Source organism: Amycolatopsis solani (assembly GCF_033441515.1).
In the GTDB taxonomy this organism is placed as follows: domain Bacteria; phylum Actinomycetota; class Actinomycetes; order Mycobacteriales; family Pseudonocardiaceae; genus Amycolatopsis; species Amycolatopsis solani.
Map to the genome: position 1 here is coordinate 552,481 of NZ_JAWQJT010000004.1, position 22,621 is coordinate 575,101.

General features: G+C 71.1%; 21 protein-coding genes. 5 read left to right on the forward strand and 16 right to left on the reverse strand.

The features are described 5' to 3' along the window. Window positions 1–5: 5 nt before the first annotated feature. A complete protein-coding gene (locus SD460_RS46730) occupies window positions 6–1,199 on the forward strand; it encodes a cation:proton antiporter (RefSeq protein WP_290057565.1) in 1,194 nt (397 codons plus the stop codon). A gap of 73 nt (window positions 1,200–1,272) precedes the next feature. Here the strand turns inward: SD460_RS46730 and SD460_RS46735 are convergent, their stop codons facing one another. The 8 genes from SD460_RS46735 to xerD form a co-directional block, all read right to left on the reverse strand. Next, a complete protein-coding gene (locus tag SD460_RS46735) occupies window positions 1,273–2,223 on the reverse strand; it encodes a GNAT family N-acetyltransferase (protein WP_290057566.1) in 951 nt (316 codons plus the stop codon). A gap of 49 nt (window positions 2,224–2,272) precedes the next feature. Next, window positions 2,273–4,117 (reverse strand): Xaa-Pro dipeptidyl-peptidase, encoded by a 1,845-nt coding sequence (locus SD460_RS46740; protein ID WP_318307810.1) that lies wholly within the window; start codon window positions 4,115–4,117, stop codon window positions 2,273–2,275. Between the two features lie 69 nt (window positions 4,118–4,186). Continuing rightward, a complete protein-coding gene (locus tag SD460_RS46745) occupies window positions 4,187–4,939 on the reverse strand; it encodes a pseudouridine synthase (RefSeq protein ID WP_290057568.1) in 753 nt (250 codons plus the stop codon). Then, window positions 4,926–5,768, reverse strand: coding sequence for an SMC-Scp complex subunit ScpB (gene scpB, locus SD460_RS46750; RefSeq protein ID WP_290057569.1), 843 nt, complete (start codon window positions 5,766–5,768; stop codon window positions 4,926–4,928). The genes SD460_RS46745 and scpB overlap by 14 nt, the downstream gene beginning before the upstream one ends. After that, window positions 5,765–6,685, reverse strand: coding sequence for a segregation and condensation protein A (locus SD460_RS46755; protein WP_290057570.1), 921 nt, complete (start codon window positions 6,683–6,685; stop codon window positions 5,765–5,767). Before SD460_RS46755 ends, scpB begins: the two co-directional genes overlap by 4 nt. Beyond that, window positions 6,685–7,092, reverse strand: a complete 408-nt coding sequence (locus SD460_RS46760; protein ID WP_290057571.1) for a cobyrinic acid a,c-diamide synthase — start codon at window positions 7,090–7,092, stop codon at window positions 6,685–6,687. Before SD460_RS46760 ends, SD460_RS46755 begins: the two co-directional genes overlap by 1 nt. After that, complete coding sequence (locus SD460_RS46765) at window positions 7,089–8,063, reverse strand: ParA family protein (RefSeq protein ID WP_290057572.1); 975 nt, start codon at window positions 8,061–8,063, stop codon at window positions 7,089–7,091. The genes SD460_RS46760 and SD460_RS46765 overlap by 4 nt, the downstream gene beginning before the upstream one ends. A 147-nt stretch (window positions 8,064–8,210) precedes the next feature. Further along, entirely contained in the window at window positions 8,211–9,113 is a 903-nt protein-coding gene (gene xerD / locus SD460_RS46770) for a site-specific tyrosine recombinase XerD (RefSeq protein ID WP_318307820.1), read from the reverse strand. 92 nt (window positions 9,114–9,205) lie between these two features. On the opposite strand from xerD, the gene SD460_RS46775 reads away from it, so the two are divergent. Next, a complete protein-coding gene (locus tag SD460_RS46775; RefSeq protein ID WP_290057573.1) occupies window positions 9,206–9,700 on the forward strand; it encodes a DUF1707 domain-containing protein in 495 nt (164 codons plus the stop codon). 364 nt (window positions 9,701–10,064) lie between these two features. Here the strand turns inward: SD460_RS46775 and SD460_RS46780 are convergent, their stop codons facing one another. The 4 genes from SD460_RS46780 to SD460_RS46795 form a co-directional block, all read right to left on the reverse strand. Then, the gene (locus SD460_RS46780; protein ID WP_290059153.1) at window positions 10,065–10,694 is read right to left on the reverse strand and encodes an NUDIX domain-containing protein; all 630 of its coding nucleotides are present in this window, start codon (window positions 10,692–10,694) and stop codon (window positions 10,065–10,067) included. Continuing rightward, on the reverse strand, window positions 10,691–12,391 hold the full coding sequence (gene pyrG / locus SD460_RS46785) for a CTP synthase (protein WP_290059154.1): 1,701 nt from the start codon (window positions 12,389–12,391) through the stop codon (window positions 10,691–10,693). The genes SD460_RS46780 and pyrG overlap by 4 nt, the downstream gene beginning before the upstream one ends. An 85-nt stretch (window positions 12,392–12,476) precedes the next feature. Continuing rightward, a complete protein-coding gene (locus SD460_RS46790) occupies window positions 12,477–13,634 on the reverse strand; it encodes an acyltransferase (RefSeq protein WP_318307811.1) in 1,158 nt (385 codons plus the stop codon). Window positions 13,635–13,839: 205 nt separating this feature from the next. Continuing rightward, window positions 13,840–14,502, reverse strand: a complete 663-nt coding sequence (locus SD460_RS46795) for a GntR family transcriptional regulator (protein ID WP_318307812.1) — start codon at window positions 14,500–14,502, stop codon at window positions 13,840–13,842. Between the two features lie 140 nt (window positions 14,503–14,642). Between SD460_RS46795 and SD460_RS46800 the strand changes: the two genes are divergently transcribed. The 3 genes from SD460_RS46800 (at window position 14,643) to SD460_RS46810 (ending at window position 18,127) form a co-directional block, all read left to right on the forward strand. Then, on the forward strand, window positions 14,643–16,064 hold the full coding sequence (locus tag SD460_RS46800) for an NCS1 family nucleobase:cation symporter-1 (RefSeq protein ID WP_290059157.1): 1,422 nt from the start codon (window positions 14,643–14,645) through the stop codon (window positions 16,062–16,064). Next, on the forward strand, window positions 16,061–16,768 hold the full coding sequence (locus tag SD460_RS46805; protein ID WP_318307813.1) for an aspartate/glutamate racemase family protein: 708 nt from the start codon (window positions 16,061–16,063) through the stop codon (window positions 16,766–16,768). The genes SD460_RS46800 and SD460_RS46805 overlap by 4 nt, the downstream gene beginning before the upstream one ends. Window positions 16,769–16,861: 93 nt before the next feature. Beyond that, complete coding sequence (locus tag SD460_RS46810; RefSeq protein WP_290059158.1) at window positions 16,862–18,127, forward strand: alginate lyase family protein; 1,266 nt, start codon at window positions 16,862–16,864, stop codon at window positions 18,125–18,127. A 49-nt stretch (window positions 18,128–18,176) separates the two neighbouring features. Here SD460_RS46810 and SD460_RS46815 read toward each other — a convergent pair whose 3' ends face one another. From SD460_RS46815 to SD460_RS46830, 4 genes are all read right to left on the reverse strand, one after another. Continuing rightward, complete coding sequence (locus SD460_RS46815; RefSeq protein WP_318307814.1) at window positions 18,177–19,127, reverse strand: copper transporter; 951 nt, start codon at window positions 19,125–19,127, stop codon at window positions 18,177–18,179. Continuing rightward, the gene (gene steA / locus SD460_RS46820; protein ID WP_290059161.1) at window positions 19,124–20,308 is read right to left on the reverse strand and encodes a putative cytokinetic ring protein SteA; all 1,185 of its coding nucleotides are present in this window, start codon (window positions 20,306–20,308) and stop codon (window positions 19,124–19,126) included. The genes SD460_RS46815 and steA overlap by 4 nt, the downstream gene beginning before the upstream one ends. Before the next feature lie 98 nt (window positions 20,309–20,406). Next, the gene (locus SD460_RS46825; protein WP_290059162.1) at window positions 20,407–21,582 is read right to left on the reverse strand and encodes a DUF1266 domain-containing protein; all 1,176 of its coding nucleotides are present in this window, start codon (window positions 21,580–21,582) and stop codon (window positions 20,407–20,409) included. Then, entirely contained in the window at window positions 21,579–22,565 is a 987-nt protein-coding gene (locus SD460_RS46830; protein ID WP_290059163.1) for a zinc-binding alcohol dehydrogenase family protein, read from the reverse strand. The genes SD460_RS46825 and SD460_RS46830 overlap by 4 nt, the downstream gene beginning before the upstream one ends. Between the last annotated feature and the right edge of the window lie 56 nt (window positions 22,566–22,621).

A 22,621-nucleotide genomic window follows, 5' to 3' on the forward strand; every position in this document is an offset into this window, starting at 1 on the left:
CCACGATGGACCACACCGCGCTGTCCCTGATCGAACTGGGGGCGGTCTTCTTCGTGCTGGGCGCGCTCGGGCGCCTGGCCGGGAAGATCGGCCTCTCCCCCATCCCGCTGTACCTGCTCGGCGGCCTCTGCTTCGGCTCCGGCGGGCTGATCCCGCTGACCGACATCGGCGGCTTCACCCACCTCGCCAGTGAAATCGGCGTCGTGCTGCTGCTCCTGTTGCTGGGCCTCGAATACTCGGCGGCCGAGCTGTTCACCGGCCTGCGCCGCTCCTGGACGGCGGGCCTGCTCGACATCGTCCTCAACGCCGCCCCCGGCGCGGCGGTCGCGCTGCTGCTGGGCTGGGGCCCGGTCGGCGCGATGGTGATGGCGGGCGTCACGTACATCTCGTCGTCCGGCATCGTCGCGAAGGTCCTCGGCGACCTCGGCCGCCTCGGCAACCGCGAGACGCCGGTGGTGCTGTCGATCCTCGTGTTCGAAGACCTGGTGATGGCGCTCTACCTGCCGATCCTCACGGCGGTGCTCGGCGGCGTCTCGCTGCTCGGCGGTCTGGAAGCCGTCGGGATCTCGCTGCTGGTGATCACCGTGGTGCTGGTCATCGCGCTGAAGTTCGGCCGGTACGTCTCGGCCGCCGTCGACAGCCCCGACCGCGAGGTGTTCCTGCTCAAGGTGCTGGGCGCAGCGCTGCTGGTGGCGGGCATCGCGTCGGCGATGCAGGTGTCGGCCGCGGTCGGCGCGTTCCTGCTCGGCATCGCGATCTCGGGCTCGACGGCGGAGAACGCGACGCACCTGCTCGAGCCGTTGCGCGACCTGTTCGCCGCGGTGTTCTTCGTGGTGTTCGGCCTCAACACGAACCCGGCGTCGATCCCACCCGTGCTCGGCTGGGCGGTGGTCCTGGCGGTGGTGACGACGGCGACCAAGGTCGGCACCGGCTGGTGGGCCGCGCGCAGGCAGGGCATCGGGAAGATGGGCCGCGCCCGCGCCGGAGCGGCACTGGTGGCGCGCGGCGAGTTCTCGATCGTCATCGCGGGCCTGGCGGTGACAGCGGGCGCGGTGACCGGCGAACTGGCGGCCCTGGCCACGGCGTACGTCCTGCTGATGGCCATCCTCGGCCCGACGGCCGCCCGCGTGGTGGAGCCGATCGCCCGCGCCCTCCAACGCAAATCGGCCACGAAGACCGCCCCGGCCGAGGCGAACTAGCCCGCGGTCCCGAGCGCCCCAATGTGGCCTTCGGTGCGTGAGACGCAACCAAGGCCGCCTTGGGGCGCTCGGGTCAGACCTCACGCGCCCAGCGCACGTACCGGTGCTTCGGCACGAACCCCGCCTTCGCGAAGATCCCCGACGCCCCAGCCGGGTCCGCCGAGTCCACGCTCAGGCTGGCCCGGTCGTACCCGAGCCCGGCGGCCGTCGCGAGCGCGTGACCCAGCAACGCGCTCGCGACGCCCCGCCGGCGGTGCTCCCTCGCCGTCCCGATGACCATGAAGTGCGCGTCCCGCACGCCGGTCGCCGCGGTGTCGGCCGCCCAGGACATCGTCACCAGCACCCCCACCGCGGTCCCGCCGTCCCGCGCCAGGAAACTGACCTCCGGCTGGAACGTCTGGTTGACGATCTTGTTCCGCCACTGGTCCGCCGGCATCGGCGCGGCGCCCCAGAAGTCCCGGTAGGCGTCGTTCCGTACCGCGCGGAACTCCTCGTCGGCCGCCGCCGTCCACCCCTCGATCCGCAGTCCCGGCACGGCGACGCCGGTCACCTCCGAAAGCGCGTGCTCCATGCGCTGGAAGTACCGCACCGGCGCGAAGCCCCGCGAACGCACGAGTTCGGGCACCCCGGCGATGTGCTCCGCCTTGTGGACGTCGACCACGAGCCGCAGCGCCGGGTGGTGCCGGGCGTGCACGACCTCCGCCGCCGCCACGCCCGCGTCCACCAGCGCGGTCCCGATACCGCGGCGGCGGTATGCCGGGTGCACGCCGCCGTCGAGGAAGACCCGGTGGACCGCTTCCGCTTCCGCCTTGTGGCGGACCTTCACGTAGCCGACGAGCGCCTCGCCGTCGAACGCGGCGAGGCTCGCCCGCTCGAGGTCCGCGTACGGGTCGATCAGCTCCTGGAGCGTGTCCTCCTCGGTGTAGTTCTCCCCGATCCGGTCCACTGTCTCGATCGCGTTGAGCAGGTCGGCCGATGCCTTGGCGTCCGCCGGGACGAGCGGCCGCCACGTGAGTTCGCGCATGCGGCCGAACGTAACCGCCTCCGGGGCCGCTGTCGTGCGGATTCCGCGGCTACCGCAGGTCCGCCCGGCCCGCCGACGGCACGTGCTCGCCGCCGGGCGGGGCCGGGTGCGTGGTCGCCTGCGCCGGGATGCCCACCAGCGGGATGGACGCCGACGTGCGGGCCAGGTCCAGGGTCACCCGGCCCGGCTGGGCGGGGCCGCGGATGAAGCTGCCGTCCGTGCCGCCGATGATCAGCGCGAGCGCGTGCCCGCGCGGCACGATGTGGTCGGTCGAGGCCAGCCGGAACGTCATCGTGTACGCCGTTCCGGGCGTCAACGGGCGTTCCTGGGACAGCGACGCGTAGTTCGCGAGGTCCGCCCAGCCCCGGCTGAGGATCGTGTAGTTGACCTTCTTCGGGTCGGCGGACGCGATCTTGTAGCAGGCGTCGTCCCCGGCCGCCGACGAGCCCCAGCAGTTCTCCGCCGTCCCCGTCTTGATCCCCTCGCCGCTGCCGGCGAAGTTGCGGATCGTCGCCGGGCCGAGGTCGACGAGCAGCGCCGACAGCCGCGCCGACGAGGTGGACGGCGTCGCCGTCACGGTGAGCCTCGTGGTCCCCGACACCTGGACGTCCGACGTCAGCGCCCCGGTCGAGTAGGTCAGCGCCGCGCTGCCCGGGTTCGTCACCCAGGTGTCCTCGCCCAGGTTCGGGTTGTCGGTGAAGGACGCGGTGCCCGAGGACGTCGCCGTGCCCAGCGTGCCGGACGCGCCCGGCCGCAACGTCGTCGCCACCGCGTTCGCCGCCGGGTACGCGCTCTGGTCCACCCACTGGTCCGGCTGCCGCTCGACGCTCGCCTGCGGCCCGTTCTGGACGCCGTTGTCGACGCCGAGCAAGTAGTGGTCGAACCACCGGTGCAGCAGGTCGACCCAGTCGGCGCGCCGGTAGTCGAACGGGTCGACGTGCCCGGTCTGCGACAGCCAGATCTTCTTCTCGACGTTCAGCCCGCTCCACCACTGTCCGAAGTGGATGGTCTTGACGTTCAGGTCGTTGACGCCGTGGGAAAGCAGCACGCTGGCCCGCACGTTGCCGGCCCGGGTGACGTAGTCCCGGTCCGCCCACAGCGGCCCGTAGTCGCCGTTGGCCGTCGCGCCCTGGGTGAGGACCTGGTTCTGCGCCGAGCAGTTCTGCCCGGAGTTGCGCGCTTCGACGGTCTGCGCGAGGCCCGCCGGGTTGAAGCCGAAGGTCGCGCCGTCGGAGCGGTAGTAGTCGTACCAGGAGCTGATCGCCGAGATCGGCACGACGGTCTTCAGCCCGGCGACGCCGGTCGCCGCGACGCCGTTGGCGATCGTGCCGTCGTAGGACTTCCCGATCATGCCGACGTTGCCGGTGCTCCAGCCCGCCGTCACCGCGGTGCCGCCGGTCTTCGCGCTGTAGCCGGTGACGCGGCCGTTGAGCCAGTCGACGACCTTCCGCGCCGAATCGACGTCGGAGGCGCCGCCGACGTCCGCGCAGCCCGCCGAGCGGTTGGTCCCGGCCAGGTCGACGAGCACCACCGCGTACCCGCGCGGCACGAAGTAGTTGTCGTAGAACAGCGGGAACTTCACCGGCTTGCCGGCGCTGTCGTACGTCTTGAGCTCGCTCTCGTTGCCGCGGCCGCAGCACGAGTAGTACGGGCTCGCGTCCATGATCACCGGCACGCGCGAGGTCGCGCCGGACGGGCGCACGATGTCCGCGGCGACGCGGTCGGACCGGCCGTCGCCGTCACCGTCGCGGCCGATGTCGACCCAGACCGTCTCCCGGATCGCGGACGCGTAGTCGTAGACGGGTTCAGTGCCCCGGGGCGCCGCGGCGTGCGCCGCCCCGGGCGTGAACGTCGAGAAGAGGATGAGCGCGAGCAGTACCAGACCGGTTCGCATGCGACCACGCTGGCAGGGCCGGCCGCGCTCGCGCCACGGCGGAAAGTCGGGACTGTGCCTACCGGAGTGTCAGAGCTCGACGTTCCGGTACAGCGCGCCGACCTCGCCCTTGGTCAGCCGCCGGATCGAGCCGACGCGCTGGTTGCCGAGCTGGACGTCGCCGACCGCGGTCCGGACCAGCTTGAGGACCGGGTGCCCGGTGTCCTTGAGCAGGCGGCGCACGATGTGCTTCTTGCCCTCGTGGATGACCAGCTCCACCAGCGACTTGCCGGAGTGCATGTCCTTCACCCGGAACTGGTCGACCTTGATGATGCCGTCCGGCAGCTCCCAGCCGTTGCGCAGCTCCTTGCCGAGCCCGCGCGGCACGAGGCCGTCGACCTCGGCGAGGTAGGTCTTGAGCACCCGGTAGGACGGGTGCATCAGCCGGTGGTTGAGGTCGCCGTCGTTGGTCAGCAGCAGCAGGCCCTCGGTGTTCTCGTCGAGCCGTCCGACGTGCACGACGCCGGGCGTCTCCTCGTACCGGCCGGCCAGGTAGTCGCCGACGCACGGGCGGCCGCGGTCGTCCGACATCGTCGAGTGCACGCCCTTGGGCTTGTTCAGGGCGAGATAGATCAGGTCGTCGCGCAGGTTCACGCGGGTGCCGTCGACGTGGATGACCGCCTCGTCCGGGTGCACCCGGCGGCCCAGCTCGGTGACGACCTCGCCGTCCACCTCGACCCGTCCGGCCGCGATCAGGTCTTCCGCCGCGCGCCGGGAGGCGACCCCGGCCTGCGACAGCACCTTCTGCAGGCGGATGCCGTCGGGGTGTTCACTGGATGTCATCGATGGTGTCCACTTCGGGTAGCAACGGAGCGATGGCGGGCAGGTCGTTCAGTGACGACAGCCCCAGTCGCTCCAGGAACAGCTCGGTCGTCACGTACAGCGTGCCGGTCGTGTCGGGGTCGGTCCCCATCTCTTCGATGAGGCCGCGCGCGAGCAACGTCCGGATCACGCCGTCCACGTTCACGCCGCGCACCGCGGCGACCCTGGCCCGGGTCACCGGCTGCCGGTACGCGATCACGGCGAGGCTCTCCAGCGCGGCCCGGGTCAGCTTCGACCGCTGGCCGTCCAGCAGGAGCTTCTCCACGAACGGGGCGTAGACGTCCCTAGTGTAGAACCGCCACCCTTCGCCGACGCGCCGCAGGTCGATCCCGCTGGTCCGCTCGGTGAACTTCTGCGCCATGGTCCGCAGCGCGACGACGATCCGGGCCTTGGGCTGCTCGAGGGTTTCGGCGAGCAGCTCTTCGCTCGCGGGCGAGTCGACGACGAGCAACAGCGACTCGAGAGCCGCTTCGAGGGCTTCGTCGGAGCTGACGTCGGGCAACAGGCTGATGTCCCCGCTCGCGACCAGCTCGGACTCGGGATCCTCAGCCCCCGGCTCCCCTTCGGGCGCGTCGCTTTCACGTGAAAGCTCCGCCTCGGGGGCCGCACTTTCACGTGAAAGTGCGGGCTCGGGGGTGGGCGGCTCGACCACGGGGTCGACCGGCCTGCCGTCCTCGTCCACGGGCTCGCCGGACAGGGCCTCGTCCAGCGCCAGCTCCGCCGCGGCCTCGGCCGGCTCGCCCACCGGCGGCACCGGCGCTTCGGCCACTTCGTCGTTCTCGGGACTCACCCGTACTCCTCTTCGTCTCCGGCGGCGCGGTCCAGCTCGGCCGCCGCGGAGGCTTCTTCCTTCGAGCCGCCCGTCCAGCGGACGTGCAGTTCCGCCAGCGCCTCGGTCTGCTCGAACTGGACCGTCGCCTCGCGGTAGAGCTCCAGCAGCGCCAGGAAGCGCGCGACGATCTCCACCGTGTGCTCGCAGTCGTCGACCAGCTCGCCGAACGTCGCCTGGCCGCGCTCGGCGAGCATCACCCGCAGCAGCGCCGCGTGCTCGCGGACCGAGACGCGGCCCATGTGGATGTGCGCGATCGACACCGTCGGCGGCGGCTTCGGCTTGAACACCGCGACCGCGATCTCGGCGAACTTGTCCGGCGTCACGCCCAGCATCACCTCGGGCAGCAGCCCGACGAACCGGTCCTCCAGCGCCACCGACCGCGGGTAGCGCCGCAGCGCGCCCTGTTCCAGCTCGCCGAACAGCGCCGCCACCTGCTTGTACGCGCGGTACTGCAGGATCCGCGCGAACAGCAGGTCACGGGCCTCGAGCAGGGCGAGGTCGTCCTCGTTCTCCACCTCGGCCGAGGGCAGCAGCCGCGCCGCCTTGAGGTCGAGCAGGGTCGCCGCGATGACCAGGAACTCCGTCGTCTCGTCGAGGTTCCAGTCGGTGCCCAGCGCCCGCGTGTAGGCGATGAAGTCGTCGGTGACCCGGTGCAGGGCCACCTCGGTGACGTCGAGCTGGTGCTGCGAGATCAGCTGCAGCAGCAGGTCGAACGGTCCTTCGAAGTTGGCCAGCCGCACCTTGAACTTGGACGTGCTCAGTTCTTCGGTGTTGACGCCTTCGGGGATCATCCCGCCGTGCACCGTCTGGTGCGGCTCCGGGACCTCCGCAACCGGCTCCGGCGCGTCGGCCGGGGCCGCTTCCGGCTCGTCCATCAGCCCTCGGTTTCGCCGCCGTCTGAGCCGACCACCCGCAGCCGCTGCACCAGCACCGACTCCTCGCCGTGCTGGTCGAAGTCGGCCAGCAGCACCGCGACCGCCTCGCGGACCAGCCGGCCGCGGTCGACGACCAGCTCGTGCTTGGCGCGCAGCGTCAGCCGGGCCTGCTCCATGGCGACGAGCTCGTCCCCGGAGACGTACACGGTGATCTTCGCGTCGTGCTTGGTGCGGCCGGACCCGTGCGGGGCCGCGCTGCGGGCCAGCTGTTCCGTCCGGCCGTTGTCCGAAGGCTTGGCCTTCTCGACGGGCTCGGCGGGCGGTGCCTGGGGAGGGAGATCGAGGGCGGGACTGGAGGTGATCCTGAAGAGTTCCGACGCTCCGGGCAGGGAAGCGCGCCTGCTCACCGAGCGATCACCTCGCGGGCCAGCTGGCGGTACGCCGCCGCGCCGGCCGACTTGGGCGCCCAGGTCGTGATCGGCTCACCCGCGACCGTCGTCTCGGGGAACCGCACCGTGCGGTTGATGACCGTGTCGAACACGGTCTCGCCGAATGCCTCCACCACGCGAGCCATGACCTCCTTCGAATGCAGGGTTCTCGGGTCGTACATGGTGGCGAGAATCCCGACTATGTCCAGTTTGGGGTTGAGGCGTTCCTGGACCTTCTCGATGGTGTCGATCAGGAGGGCGACGCCTCGCAGACTGAAGAACTCGCACTCCAGCGGGATGATCACGCCGTCCGCGGCGGTCAGCGCGTTCACCGTGAGCAAGCCGAGCGAGGGCTGGCAGTCCACAAGAACATAGTCGTAGTCGTTCATGACCGGACGAAGGACCCGTAACAACGTGTGCTCGCGCCCTACCTCAGCGACGAGCTGGACCTCCGCCGCGGACAGGTCGATGTTGCTCGGCAGCAGGTCAACGCCGTCGACGCGGGTTTTCATCAGCACGTCGGTGGCGCTGACCGACCGCTCCATGATGGCGTTGTAGACCGTGTGGTCCAGTTCGTGCGGCTGGATGCCGAGGCCGACGGCGAGCGCGCCCTGCGGGTCGAAGTCGACGAGCAGCACCTTGCGGCCGTACTCGGCGAGGGCGGCACCCAGGTTGATGGTCGACGTCGTCTTGCCGACGCCGCCCTTCTGGTTGCACATGGCCATGATCTTGGCCGGGCCGTGCTTCTCCAGCGGCGCCGGATCGGCGTGCTCGCGGATCGGGCGGCCGGTCGGGCCGATGCCCTCGAGCTTGACCTTCTTGCCGTTGCGCTCCGGGGACGTCTCGTCGCCGTCGTGGATCGCGGGCGTGGCGATGGTGACCTGGCTGAGGTTCGCCGCCGCCGACCCGGCGGACTCGGCCGGTACGGCCGGCTGGTTCGGTGTCGACATGGCGCGAAAGCTCCTTGTTCGTCAGCGTCCGCCGCAGCCTATGCGCGGAGTCGGAGCCCCGGCAAAGCAACGCGCCGGACCCGAGGGGGCAATGTCACTCGACCGTCGGTCCAGCGTAGGAAGGCTGTTCGCCGTTTATAGGGCCGTCTAGCCCAACGCCCGCGGGTGCGCCGTGGCGTACACCTCGCGCAGCGTGTTGACCGTGACCAGCGTGTACACCTGCGTCGTCGTCACTGAGGCGTGGCCGAGCAGTTCCTGGACGACCCGGACGTCGGCGCCGCCTTCGAGCAGGTGCGTGGCGAAGGAGTGGCGGAGCGTGTGCGGCGAGACGGCGGCGACGATCCCCGCGCGGCCGGCGGTGTCCTTGAGCACCTGCCACGCGCTCTGCCGCGAGAGGCGGCTGCCGCGGGCGTTGAGGAACAGCGCCGCGGTGCCCCGGCCGTGCGCGGCGAGCGCCGGGCGCGCGCGGACGGTGTAGGCGTGCAGCGCGGCGAGCGCGGGCCGCCCGATCGGGACCAGCCGCTGCTTGCCGCCCTTGCCGTCGAGCAGCACCGTGCGCTCGGCGTCGTCGACGTCGTCGAGGTCCAGGCCGACCGCCTCGGAGATCCGCGCCCCGGTCGAGTAGAGCAGCTCCAGCAGCGCCCGGTCGCGCAGCGGGCGTTCGCCCTCCGGCGGCGGGGTCTCCAGCAGCCGGAGCACGTCGTGGACCGGCAGGGCCTTGGGCAGCCGCTTCGCGGGTGTCGGCGGGCGGACCTCACGGGCCGGGTTGTGCTCGGTGAGGCCCTCGGCGTGGGCGAACTTGTGCAGGCCCCGCACGGCGACCAGGGCCCGCGCGGCCGACGACGCGGCCAGCGGCTTGTGGTCCTCGTCGCCCTCGCGCAGCGCGGCGCCGAAGGACGTCACGTGCGCCGAGGTGACGTCGGCGACCTTCCCGACGCCGAGGCCGTCCAGGTGCGCGGCGTACCGGCGCAGGTCACGGGCGTAGCTGTCCAGGGTGTTGCGCGCGGTCCCGCGTTCGACGACCAGGTGGTCGAGGTACGCGGCGACCACGTCGGCCGTGCTGCCCGGGGCTGCCACGCCGTCACCTTAGGCCGCGCGGCGCTCGTGACCCGGCAGAAACCCCGTTCGGTTACCGTGGATCCATGGGGTCCGACGAACTCCGCATCGGCACCGCCGAGCGGGAGGAGGCGGCGAGGTTGCTCGCCGACCACTTCGGCATGGGCCGCATCACGCCGGTCGAGTACGAGACCCGGGTGACCGACGCCTACGCGGCGACGACCCTGGGCGAGCTGCGGCCGCTGTTCCGCGACCTGCCGCACCCGCACCCGGGCTTCTTCGGGCCGCCACCGGGAGCGACGCCGATGCCGGTGTACGCGCCGCCGTCCATGCCCGTGCCGATGCCGTACGGGCCGCCGCCCGCGGTGTACTCCCACCGGTCGAAGACGGTGGCCGGCGTGCTGCAGATCGTGCTGCCCTTCGGCGTCGGCCGGTTCTACACCGGCCAGACCGGCCTGGGCATCGCCCAGCTCTTCGCGACCTTCTGCACCGGGGTCGGCATCCTGTGGCCGATCATCGACGGCATCGTGCTGCTGGTCAACGGCGGCCGGGACGCCGAAGGCCGCCAGCTGCGCCCCTGACCCCGCCGCCGGCCAGCTGCGCCCCCTGACCCCGCCGCCGCCGGCCAGCTGCGCCCCTGACCTCGCCGCCGCCGGCCGGCTCCGGCAAAGTCGGAGCCGCCCACCGGCGGATCGTGGCATCGACGGGCTCGCCTGATGTCTTGAATGAGTCATTCAGGACGCCGGAGGTCCTGAATGACTCATTCAAGACATCCCGGGGGCCGCTCGAGCCGGCCCGCCGGTCCCGATCCGACTTTGCGGTGCCCTGAAGGGGACGTTCCTGTCATGTGATGACAGCAAAGTCCCCTTCAGCACACCAGATGCCAGCAACGTCCCCTTCAGGTCGGCGGGACCCGCGACTTTGCCGGCGCCCTGGCATCGGGCCTCAGGACTCCTTGCGCTTGGCGAACGCCGTCGGGCGGTCCTCCCACGGGGCGTCCGCGGGACGAGCCGGGGCCGCGCCGGTGAGCACCGCGTGCGCGGCCAGCACGCCGGACACCGTGGCGCCGTTGACCAGCTCGCCCGCCAACGCCATCCGCACCGCCTCGGCGAGCGGGAACTTGCGGATCACCAGGTCCGCCTCCTCCTCGCCGAGCACGTCGCGCTCCACATCGGACAGTCCGCGGGCCAGGAACACCCGCACGACCTCGTCGGTGAACCCGGGCGACGCCGCGACGTCGACCAGGGTCACCCAGTCCGACGCGGCCAGCCCGACCTCCTCGACCAGTTCCCGGCGAGCTGTGCCGACCGGGTCCTCGCCGACGTGGTCGATCAGCCCCGCGGGCAGCTCCCAGAGCCGGTGCCCGATCGGGTGACGGTACTGGTGGATGAGCGTGACCTGCTCGTCGTCGTCCAGCGCGACGATCGCCACCGCGCCGAGGTGCTCGATCACCTCGCGGGTCGCGGTGTCCCCGCCGGGCATGACGACCTCGTCGATCCGGAGGCCGACGACCCGTCCGATGTGGACGTCCCGGCTGGCCGCGACGCTGAACTCGTGCTCGCCGGGCGCGGTCACCGGGCCGCCACCGGGGCCTCGGGCAGCTCGACCGGGAGCCGCTCGGCGACCTTGCGGTCCACCACGGCCTTGACGAACGCGCTGAACAGCGGGTGCGGCCGGGTCGGGCGGCTCTTGAGCTCCGGGTGCGCCTGCGTGCCGACGAAGAACGGGTGCACGTCGGCGGGCAGCTCGACGAACTCGACCAGGTGGTCGTCCGGCGAGGTGCCGGAGAAGACCAGGCCCGCGTCCGAGAGCTGCTTGCGGTAGGCGTTGTTGACCTCGTAGCGGTGCCGGTGCCGCTCGGAGACCTCGGTGGTCCCGTACGCCTTCGCGGCCTGCGAGCCCGCCTTGAGCTTCGCCGGGTAGGCGCCGAGCCGCATGGTGCCGCCCATGTCCCGCTCCCCCGCGACGACGTCGCGCTGGTCGGCCATGGTCGAGATCACCGGGTGCTTCGTGTTCTCGTCGAACTCCGACGAACCGGCGTCCTCGATGCCGGCCAGGTGCCGGGCCGCCTCGATGACCATGCACTGCAGGCCGAGGCACAGACCGAGCAGCGGCACGCCGCGGGTGCGGGCGTACTCGATCGCGCCGACCTTGCCCTCGATGCCGCGGATGCCGAACCCGCCCGGGATCAGCACACCGTCCACATCGGACAGCACGGAGGCCGCGCCGGACGCGGTCTGCGCGTCGTCGGAGGCGACCCAGACGATCTCGACCTTCGCGCGGTGGGCGAACCCGCCCGCGCGCAGCGCCTCGGTGACCGAGAGGTAGGCGTCCGGCAGGTCGATGTACTTGCCGACGACCGCGATCCGCACGACCTCGCTCGGGTTGTGCACCCGGTCCAGCAGGTCGCCCCACACCGTCCAGTCGACGTCGCGGAACGGCAGCCCGAGGCGGCGGACGACGTAGGCGTCGAGCGCCTCGCCGTGCAGCACCTTCGGGATGTCGTAGATCGACCGCGCGTCCGGGCAGGCGATGACGGCCTCGGTGTCGACGTCGCACATCAGGCCGATCTTGCGCTTGAGGTCTTCCGGGATCTCCCGGTCGGCCCGGCAGACCAGCGCGTCGGGCTGGATGCCGATGTTGCGCAGCGCGGCGACCGAGTGCTGGGTCGGCTTCGTCTTCAGCTCGCCCGACGGCGCCAGGTACGGCACCAGCGAGACGTGCAGGAAGAAGCAGTGGTCGCGGCCGACGTCGTGGCGGACCTGGCGGCAGGCCTCCAGGAACGGCAGGGACTCGATGTCGCCGACCGTGCCGCCGACCTCGGTGATGATGACGTCGGGCGCCTGCCCGGTCTCGTCCGGCCCGGCGGCCGCGGTGATCCGGGCCTTGATCTCGTCGGTGATGTGCGGGATGACCTGCACCGTGTCGCCGAGGTATTCCCCGCGGCGCTCCTTGGCGATCACCTCGGAGTAGACCTGGCCGGTCGTGACGTTGGCCTTGCCGTCGAGATCGCGGTCGAGGAAGCGCTCGTAGTGCCCGATGTCGAGGTCGGTCTCCGCGCCGTCGTCGGTGACGAACACCTCACCGTGCTGGAACGGGTTCATCGTCCCGGGGTCCACGTTGAGGTACGGATCGAGCTTCTGCATCGTGACGCGAAGCCCGCGCGCGGTAAGGAGCTGACCCAGGCTGGAAGCCGTGAGTCCCTTACCCAGAGAGGAGGCGACGCCTCCGGTGACAAATACGTACTTGGTAGCCCGTGACTGAAGTCCCACGGGCCGCCAGCATATCCCAACGCCGCAGAAGCGCTCGCTGTGACATGCCCGAACTGTCTTTTGTGCTCCTGACCACCCTGTCGGGCTAACTCAGGGCGGCGACCTTCAGCCGCGGACGGCCGGTGAGCGCGCGGCTGCCCGGCAGCCGGCGCAGCACCTCGACGACCACGATCGTCAGCGCGATCGTCGCCACGTAGATGACCAGGCTCAGCCACGGCGCGCCGAAGCGCTCGGCCACGTGCGGGATCACCGGCCCGAGCAGGGCCAGCGCGAGCGGGTGGACCAGGAAGATGCTGAACGACCGGTTCGCCGCCCACGACACCACCCGGGCGCCCCGGCTGCCTTCCCGGCGGCGCGCGGCCCACCGCGTGGTGAACGCGTAGATCGCCGCGATCACCGTGAGGAACCACGGGATGAGGTACGGCTGGAACGGGTCGCTGGCCACCTGCGGGAAAGTTCCACTGTGGACGGTTCGCAGGTAGTACCACTCGGTGCCCGCGAGCACCAGGACGAGCGCGCCGCCGAGCAGCAGCCGGTGCCGGCCGACCCAGGCGTGCACGGTCTCGAAGTGGAACGCCACCACGGCCCCGAACAGCGTGTAGAACTGGTACGGCACGATCGTGGCGTACAGGTGCGTGATCGTCTCGTAGCTGACGCCGAACGGCTGGTAGGTCATGAACACCGTGACGCCGACCTGCAGCGCCCCGCTGCCGAGCAGCAGCCACTTGTGCTTGCCCTCGGTCGCCCGCAGGAGCTTCATCAGCAGCGGGAACAGCAGGTACACCTGCATCGTCACGAGCAGGAAGTACAGGTGGTACCAGGCGCCGCCGGTGACCAGGTCCTTGAGCAGCAGGCGCATCGACGCCTCGAGCGAGCCCGGCTGCTGCGTGCCGGTGACCAGCGAGAACGCCCAGAAGAACATCGTCCACGCCAGGTAGGGCGTCGCGACCAGCGGCAGCCGCCGTCGCCAGAAGTCGCCGGGGGTGATCTCGCGGCCGCGGTTCTGGAACACCAGCACGAACCCGGTCAGCGCGAAGAACGCCTCACGCGTGAAGTGCAGCGGTGTCTCGACGGCGTTGGCGCCGACGTCCTGCGCGAAGTTCGTCGCGCCCACCACGTGGATGAGGATGACGCACGCGAACGTGATCAACCGGAAGAGGTCGATCTGGTGCAGGTACGGCGCTTTCCCCCCTGGTCTCGCGAGGCGGGTGGGGGCTTCGAGAGTGGCCTGGGCAGTCGTCATCGTGCCGCCGTTCCGGCACCGTCGTCGGCGTGGTTCACGTTGTCAGACTTGCCACCCATTCTGTGAATTTCCCATGAAGCCACTGGGAAGCGCCTGTTGAGCGGGCTCCTGGGGCGTGTCGGATATGCCACTCCCGCTCAAGGAGCGGGGACCCACCGATCATGTTAATACGTGAGCTCTCCGGTACGCAGCGTGAGCTTCGTCATCAAGCTGTGACCTGCGGAAAGAGCGCACGCAGGGTGACGTCCCGGTTGACGCGCACGTGCTCGACCGCCGACGCCTTCGCGCGCTCGGCGTCCCCGGAGGCGATCGCCTCGTACAGCCGCCGGTGCTCGTCGAGCAGCTCGGTCCAGTGCTCGTTCTGGCTCGTGAGCCAGCGGAGCCTGCCCTCCAGCGGCTGGAGCATCGTGGTGAGCAGCGCGTTGCCCGCGATGGCGACGATCTCGTCGTGGAAGCGCGAGTTGAGCGCGGTGATCCGGGCGGCGTCCCCGCGAGCCGTCGCGCGGGCCGCGTCGGCGAGGGCGCGGTCGAGCCGCTTCAGCTCCGCGGCGCCCGCGCGGGCCGCCGCCAGCCCGGCCGCCAGGCCTTCGAGCGCCTCCCGGACGTCGAACAGCTCCTCGACGTCGACGCGCGCCAGCTGCCGCACGACGATCCGGCGCGCGGACTGCTCGACGAGGAACCCCTCGGCCTCGAGCGCGCGGATGGCCTCGCGGACCGGGACGCGCGAGACACCGAGGTCCTCGGCCAGCTCTCGCTCGACCAGCCGGTCGCCCGGGCGGAGCCGGCCGGTCAGGATCCGCTCGCGCAGCTCGTCGCGCACGCGCTGACGGGTGGCCGCCAAGGGCTGCCGCTCGCTCGCCGTCGTCACCGACTCCCCTCTCCTCAACAAGCTCGTAACACGAGTTTACGGACCGGAGGGTTGACGACGGCGGACATCGGGGTGATATTTGGGATGCCAAATTTTGGTATCCCAAATCGCCGTCGCTGCACGTCGATCGGAGGCTAGCCTTGACCGCCGCCCCGCTCACCGAATCCCAGCAAGAGACGAGCCCGCCACCGGACCCCCGGCTCTGGAACGAAGACCTCGCCCCCGCGAAGGAACGTCGCTGGAAGGTCTACGACATCTTCGCGCTGTGGATGTCCGACGTGCACAACCTCGGCAACTACACCTTCGCCGCCGGCCTGTTCGTGCTCGGCCTGTCCGCCTGGCAGGTGTTCACCGCCCTGCTGTTCGGCTTCGTGATCATCTACTTCGGCATGAACCTGATGGGCCGGATCGGCCAGCGCACCGGGGTCCCGTTCCCGGTCGTCGCGCGGATCAGCTTCGGCACGTTCGGCGCCAACCTGCCCGCGCTCATCCGCGCGATCATCGCGATCTTCTGGTACGGCATCCAGACCTACCTCGCGAGCGTGGCCATCACGCTGCTCGTGCTCACCATCGACCCGGGCCTGAAACCGCTGACCGAGCACGGTTTCCTCGGCCTGCACGCGCTCGGCTGGATCTGCTTCGTCGCGCTGTGGGCGGTCCAGGCGCTGATCCTCACCCGCGGCATGGAGTCGGTGCGCAAGTTCCAGGACTGGTGCGGCCCGGCGATCTGGGTCGTGATGATCGCGCTCGCCGTCTGGATCCTCGCCGCCGGCAACTGGCACATTTCCCTGACCAGCAGCCCGAAACAGCTCTCGACCGGCGAGCAGGTCCGCCAGTGGTTCGGCGCGGCCGGGCTGATCCTGGCCACATACGGCACGCTCATGCTGAACTTCTGCGACTTCTCCCGCAACGCCCCGGACCAGAAGACCGTGCGCCGCGGCAACTTCTGGGGCCTGCCGATCAACTCGACGGCGTTCGCGCTGCTGTCGGTGATCGTCACCGCGGGCAGCATGCAGGTGTTCGGCGAGGCCATCACCGACCCGGCCGAGCTGCTCGCCAAGGTGCACAACACGCCGGTGCTGATCGTCGGCGCGCTGACGTTCGCGGTCGCCACCATGGGCGTCAACATCGTCGCCAACTTCGTCTCCCCCGCCTACGACCTGGCCAACATCTGGCCGAAGCGGATCTCGTTCACCGTCGGCGGGCTGATCAGCGCGGTCGCCGCGCTGTGCGTGCTGCCGTGGAAGCTGTACTCCTCGCCGACCGTGGTCAACTACTTCCTCGGCGGGCTCGGCGCGTTCCTCGGCCCGCTGTTCGGGATCATGATCGTCGACTACTACCTGATCCGGCGCGGCAAGGTCGACGTCGCCCAGCTGTTCGTCGACGGCGGCGCGTACCCGCGGGTGAACCCGCGCGCGTTCGTGACGTTCTTCCCGACCGCCGCGCTCGCCGCGGTGATCGCGCTGGTGCCGTTCTTCGCGCCGGCCGCGCCCTACTCGTGGTTCATCGGCACGGCGTCGTCGGCGGCGCTGTACTTCGCGGTTTCGAGGAAGCACCGATGAGGATCGTCGTCACCAACTGCAACACCACCGAGGCGATGACGAAGGAGATCGAGGCTGGGGCCCGCGCGGCCGCGAGTCCCGGCACCGAAATCCTGGCGCGGACACCGAAGTGGGGCCCGGAGTCGGCCGAGGGGTGGCTCGACAGCTTCCTGTCCGCCGCGGCCGTGCTGGACCTGTTGCGGGGCCTGGACGAGCCGTTCGACGCCGTCGTGCTCGCCGGCTTCGGCGAGCACGGCCGCGAGGGCGCACGCGAGCTGCTGGACGTCCCGGTCGTCGACATCACCGAAGCCGCCGCGCACCTGGCCTGCCTGCTCGGCCGCCGCTACGGCGTGGTGACCACTTTGGACCGGACGTGCGGGCTGATCGAGGACAGCCTGCACGCCGCCGGCGTCGCGCAGAACTGCGTCACGGTCACCGGCGCCGGGCTCGGCGTGCTGGAGCTGACCGACGAGCGCCGCACGGAATCGGCGTTGCTGACCGCCGGCCGCCGGGCGCGGGACGCCGGGGCCGAGGTGCTGGTGCTCGGCTGCGCCGGGATGACCGGGCTGGACCGGAAGATCGCGACGATGCTGGACATCCCGGTCATCGACGGCGTCGCGGCGGCCGTCCGGCTCGCGGAATCCCTGGTGGCACTGGGGTTGAAGACGAGCCGCGCGGGGTCCTACGCCCGGCCGCTGGACAAGCGGCGCACCTGGCCCGGTTGACACCCGCCTTCCGGTGCCGTCAGAATCCCCGCAGCCGTACCGCCGCCCGGTGACGACGTGGGGATTCTAACGTCCCCGTGAAGGGCGGTCGAAGTGCGAAGCGTTCTGGGCGCGCTGGTCTTGTCGGCAACCGTGCTCGTGGTCCCGGTGAGCGGCACGGCGGTGGCCGCGTCTCCACCGCGCACCGTCGTCACCGACGGCGCGAAGCTCGCGGGGATCAAGCAGGCGATCCGCACCGGCCACGCGACCCCAGCCCAACGGGACGCGCTGAAGGTGGTGCTCGCCAAGGCGGACACCGCGCTCACCGACGGGCCGTGGTCGGTCATGGACAAGCCGTCGGCCCCACCGAGCGGCGACAAGCACGACTACACGAGCCAAGCGCCGTACTGGTGGGCGAGCCGGCCGAAGACGCCGGAAAACCCGAAGGGCTGCCCGTACGTCAGCAAGGACGGCCAGCGCAACCCGGAGGCCGACGCGATCACCGACCACACCTATCGGATGTGGGCGTGGGACGCGATGTACTACCTCTCGCTGGCCTGGTACTACACCGGAGACGCGAAGTACGCGAAGCGGGCCGCACTGGACATCCGGACCTGGTTCCTCGCCCCGGCCACGAAGATGAACCCGAACATGACTTATTCGCAGATCATCCCGTGCAAGGACACGGTCAGCGGCACCGGGATCATCGACTCGACGCAGTCGTTCAGCCAGCTGATGGACGCGTTCGCGCTGCTCGACGGCGGCGCGCCGGGCTGGACCGGCCAGGACCGCGCGGGGATCAAGGCGTGGCTCGGCCAGTACCTGAACTGGATGCAGACCAGCCCCCAGGCGAAGCTGGAACTGGCCGCCACCAACAACCACGGCACGTTCCTCGACATGCAGAACGCGACGATCTCCGCGTACCTGGGCAAGAAGGACGCGGCGAAGAAGATCGTTCTCGACGCGGAGAAGAAGCGGTTCCCGGTGCAGTTCGCCGCCGACGGCAGCCAGCCGCTCGAGCTCTCGCGCACGATGTCGTGGCACTACGTCAACTTCAACCTCACCGCGTGGGGCCGCCTGGCGGAGGTCGGGAAGAACCTCGGCGTGGACGTCTGGAAGTACCGGGCCGCGAACGGCGTCACCCTGCGGAAGGTCGTCGACCAGCTGATCCCCGGTGCCCGGCACGGCGCGGAAGCCTGGCCGCACCAGCAGATCGGCGTGTTCGACCAGTCGATCGCGGCGGACATCTTCCACGCGGCGGCCGAAGAGGCGCACGACACCGACGCGGCCGCGGCGCTCGAGCAGATGCCACTCCCGGCCGGCGGCGACACATGGCCGGTGCGCGTGTCCTGCTTCCCGCTGGACCCGCCCCTCAAGTAACGCTCGTGAGTGTTCAGTCGGGTTCTAACCCGACTGAACACTCACGACGTCAGTTGCCGTTGGGGGTGCCGACGCCCGGGGCGGGGGCGGTCGCGTTGCCGGCGATGCCGTAGCGCCCGGCCCCGCCGTCGAGCTGTTCCTTCAGCGCCAGCACCGTGCTCACGCGCCCGGCGGAGCTGTCCACGTTGTCCACAGTGGACAGGATCGACGTCGCCGAGGTGTCCGCGCGGACCACGCCCAGCGCACCCGTTCCTTCGGCCGAACCGGCGTCGCCCGCGAGGACCGTGCCGGCGCCGGAGCGGTCGAGCTGCGTGGCGAAGCGGGCGATCGTCGCCGCGCGGTCGCCCGCGCCGTCGCCGGTCGACTGGGCGCCGGTGAGCACGATCGCCAGCTGCGCCTGCTTGACGTCCCCGCCCGCCTTGACGAAGCCGCCGTCGGTGAGGCCGCCGACCGCGGCCGCCAGCTCCTCGCCGGAGGCCTGCGGCTTCGCGGTGGTCTTGTCCAGCAGCAGCACCGAACCGAGCAGCGCGCCGGCGAGCGTGCCGGAGTCGCCCGCGGTCGGGAACTTAGAGCCGGCCGGCTGCAGCCGCGTGACGACGTCCCGGAGCTGGTCGGCCTTGTCCGGGTCGGCGAACGCCGCGGTCAGCTGGACCTCGCCGGTCACCGAAGCGCCGGACTGGCCGATCAGCTGCTTGAGCGCGTCCCGGTCGGCCGGGCGCGCGTCCTCGGTGGTCACCAGCACCACCGACCGCTTGTCCAGCGCGCCGGCCACGACCTTCGGGCCCATCGAGCCGGCGAACGCGTCGGCGTCGGCGAGCCGGGCGTTGAGCGCGTTGCGCTGCGCCTCGAGGTCGGAAACCTGGCTGCCGAGGTCCTTCTTCTCCCCCGCCAGCCCGGACAGCAGCGTGCCGTTCAGCGCGGTCGAACCGAGCACCACGCCGACGGCCAGCGCGAGGAAGCAGGCGGCGATGGAAACGACGTGGTAGCGCAGCGAAATCACGTGAACAATCCCTTGACCCAGGCGGCGAACGAATTCCAGGTGCCGCGGAGCCAGTCCAGGTAGACCGAGCCCACGTCGGACACCAGCAGGGCCGCGGCGACCACCACGACCGCGGCGAGCACGAGCAGCACGACCGCGCCGATCGACACCCGGCTGCGGTGCAGCGTCGCCACCGCCTTCCCGTCGACGAGCTTCGTGCCGAGCTTCAGCCGGGTCAGGAACGTCGACGGGTTCGAACCGGACCGGCCGTGGTCGAGGAATTCACGCAGGGTCGCCTGGAACCCGACGGTGACGACCAGGCTCGCGCCGTGCGCGTCGGCCATCAGCAGCGCGAGGTCTTCGGCGTTGCCGGACGCTGGGAACGTCACCGCGCCGATGCCGAGGTCCTGGATCCGCTCGACACCGGGGGCGTGCCCGTCCGGCGCGGCGGGCACCACGACCTCGGCGCCGCCGCGCAGCGTGGCGGTGCCGATGCCGGTGGGGTCGCCGACGATGACGTCCGGCGTGTAGCCCTGCACGCGCAAGGTGTCGGCGCCGGCGTCGACACCGATCAGCACCGGGCGGTGCTCGGCGACGTACTTCTTGAGCTTCTTGAGGTCCTCGGCGTGCCCGTTGCCGCCCGCGACGACGAGCACGTGCCGGTCGCGGATCGGCGCCTTCAGCTCCGGCACGCCGACGCCGTCGAGGATCAGGGTGCGCTCGCGGCGCAGGAACTCGATGGTGTTGGCCGAGAACGCCTCGAGCTGCGTCGACATCCCGGCCTTGGCCTCGATCATCTGGTCGGCGACGCTGTCGGCGCTCTGCTCGATGCCCGACGCGACCTGCCGCTCGCCGACGTACACGACGCCGTCGTTCAGGCGCAGCTTCGTGCCGTCCTTGATCGTGCGCAGCAGCTCGCCGCCGACCGAGTCGACGAGCGGGATGCCGGCGGCGACGAGGATTTCCGGGCCCATGTTCGGGAACCGGCCGGAGATCGACGGCGACGCGTTGACCACGCCGGCGACCTCCGCCTCGACCAGGGCGTCGGCCGTCGCGCGGTCGAGGTCCAGCTGGTCGAGCACGACGATGTCGCCGGGACTGATCCGGCGCAGGAGCTCCCGGGTGCGGCGGTCGACCCGGGCGACCCCGGTGATCCCCGGGAGGGGTTCTTGGTTCCGCGTGAGCAAGCCGGTGAGCTTCATGTGGCCGATGGTGACAAATTTGCTCGTGGGACGAGGTACGCCACGCCGTAGCCGCCGTGACTCGTTGTGGTGAGCCCCGTCGCCATCCCCCGCGCGGGTCAGGCGTCGGACTCCTCCGACAGCGAGCCGAAATCGAGGTTCGACCAGGGGCTCGCCGGGTCCTGAAGGAGCTGGTGGTGGACCCGCACGGTCGCCGGGTACCAGTCGCCGAAGTCGTCCCCGTCGGCGTGCAGCACCCGGCCCATGACGTACCCGGCCGACAGGTCGGCCCATGACTGGTGGTAGCGGCGCGCGAGGGAACCGGCTTCGAGCACCATCAGCTCGGCGGTGAGCGCGTCGCAGTAGCCGGCCGCCAGCCCGGCGCGGGCGATCGCGACCGCCCGGCCGACGTCCCAGGACAGCGCCGTCGTGACGAACCCGTCCGCGTCGACCAGCCCGTCGGCGCGGAACCGCTGCTCGTAGCGGGACACGCGGCGGACGGTGTGGCGCAGCTCGTCGGCCTGGTCGGCGGCGTCGTTCTCCGCGCACCACCGGTCCACCAGCCCGGCCCAGGTCAGCGGGTCGAACTCGCCGCCCGGCAGCCCGTATTCGGCGGCGAACCGCAGGCGCAGCATGAGCACCAGGTTGCCGGGCGTCAGCGCGTAACCGTCGCCGATCAGCCCGGTCATGGTCGTGCGCCAGCCCGGCGGGTCGGGCACGCTCCACCAGTCGCGCAGGCCGCGGACCTCGGCGACGTAGTCGTGGAAACGCGCGTCGAGGACGTTCCACGGCGTCGCTTCGAGCACCGCCAGGTGCGCGCCGCAGGCGAGCGCGTGCGCGATCGGCCCTTCGAGGTGCCCGTACGGCGCCGTGATCAGCCGCTCGACCTGGTCCTCCAGCGGCGTGACGTCGTCGGGGTGCGCGTCGAGCCACGGCTGCAGCGTCGCGCCCGCCAGCCGCCACTCGCCGCGGGTGCCGCGGTTGAACACGACCCGCTCGTGCCGCCCGACGCCGTCGACCGCCCAGTCCAGCGCACCGCTCATGGCCACGACGTCCGGGCCGAAGTCCGGCAGCGCGCCGCGGGTGAAGACCTGCAGGAACTCGTCGCCGCCCGTCTCGTGGTAGACGTTCGGGAACGTCTCCGCCCGTTCGTCGAGGATGCTGCGGGCGTCCACCCGCCGGATCGGCACGAACAGCTCCTCGCCGGCGAGGAGGCCGAGGTACCGGTCGAGGTCGCCGTCGCGGCGCGCGGCGGCGAGCTGGGCTTCGACATCGGCGGGCGGCGGCAGGATCACGGGGCGGCTCCCTCCGATCGGCCGGTCAGCACGACGAGCTTGCCCGCCGTCCGGTTGTGCTCCAGGTCGTCGTGCGCCTGCCGGATCTCGTCCATCGCGTACACCTTGGCCGGGCCGAGGCTCGCTTCGCCGTCGGCGATCCGGTCGAGGTGGCGCTGGAGGACGGAGGCGGGCAGGTCGTCCGCCTCACCACCATAAGCGGTCAACCGCACCCCGGCGGGAAGGTAACCGATCGGATAGAAATCTTTGATCGTCCACTGGTTCGAGAGCATCCCGGCGAAGCACACGGTCCCGTGCACGCGGGTGGCGTTCAGGGTGTCCGGCAGGGTCGGCGTCCCGACCAGTTCGAGCGCGGCGTCGACCCCCTCGGGCACGACCTTCCGGACCTGATCGGCGACGTTCCCGTCGTCCAGCAGCGGGTGGTCGACCCCGTGGGCGCGCAGGGTCTCGAGCCGGTCCGGCTGCCGGGTGGTGGCGAAGACGGTGGCGCCGAGGTCTTTGGCCAGGGTCGCGGTCGCGAACCCGAGGGCCGAGGTGCCGCCGCGGATCAGCAGCGCCTGCCCGGCCCGGAGGTCGAGTCCGGTGGTGAGCGAGCCGTACGCGGTCTGGAGCGTCTCGGGGACCTGGCCGATGACCTCCCACGGCAGGTCCGAGCGGAACGGGATGACCTGCTCGCGCGGCACGACGGTGTATTCGGCGTAGCCGCCGTCGAACGTGCGGCCCATCCCGCCCATCATCGTGGCGACCTGCTGCCCGGGCGCGAACCCGGCACCGGCGTCGACGATTCCGACGGCCTCGATCCCGGGCACCCGCGGGAACGTGACGCCGTCGGCGAGCCCGAGCCGCGTGTGCAGCTCGGACCGGTTGAGCCCGAACGCCTTCACGGCGATCCGGACCCAGCCGGGTTTCACCTCGGGCAACGGGAGGTCCGTCAGTTCGAGGTTCTCGACGGGACCGGGCTCTCGGAGTACCACCGCGCGCATCGGGGTCCTTTCTTCGCAGGCGATCAGCCCGCACAACACCCGCCGGCGCGCGAAGT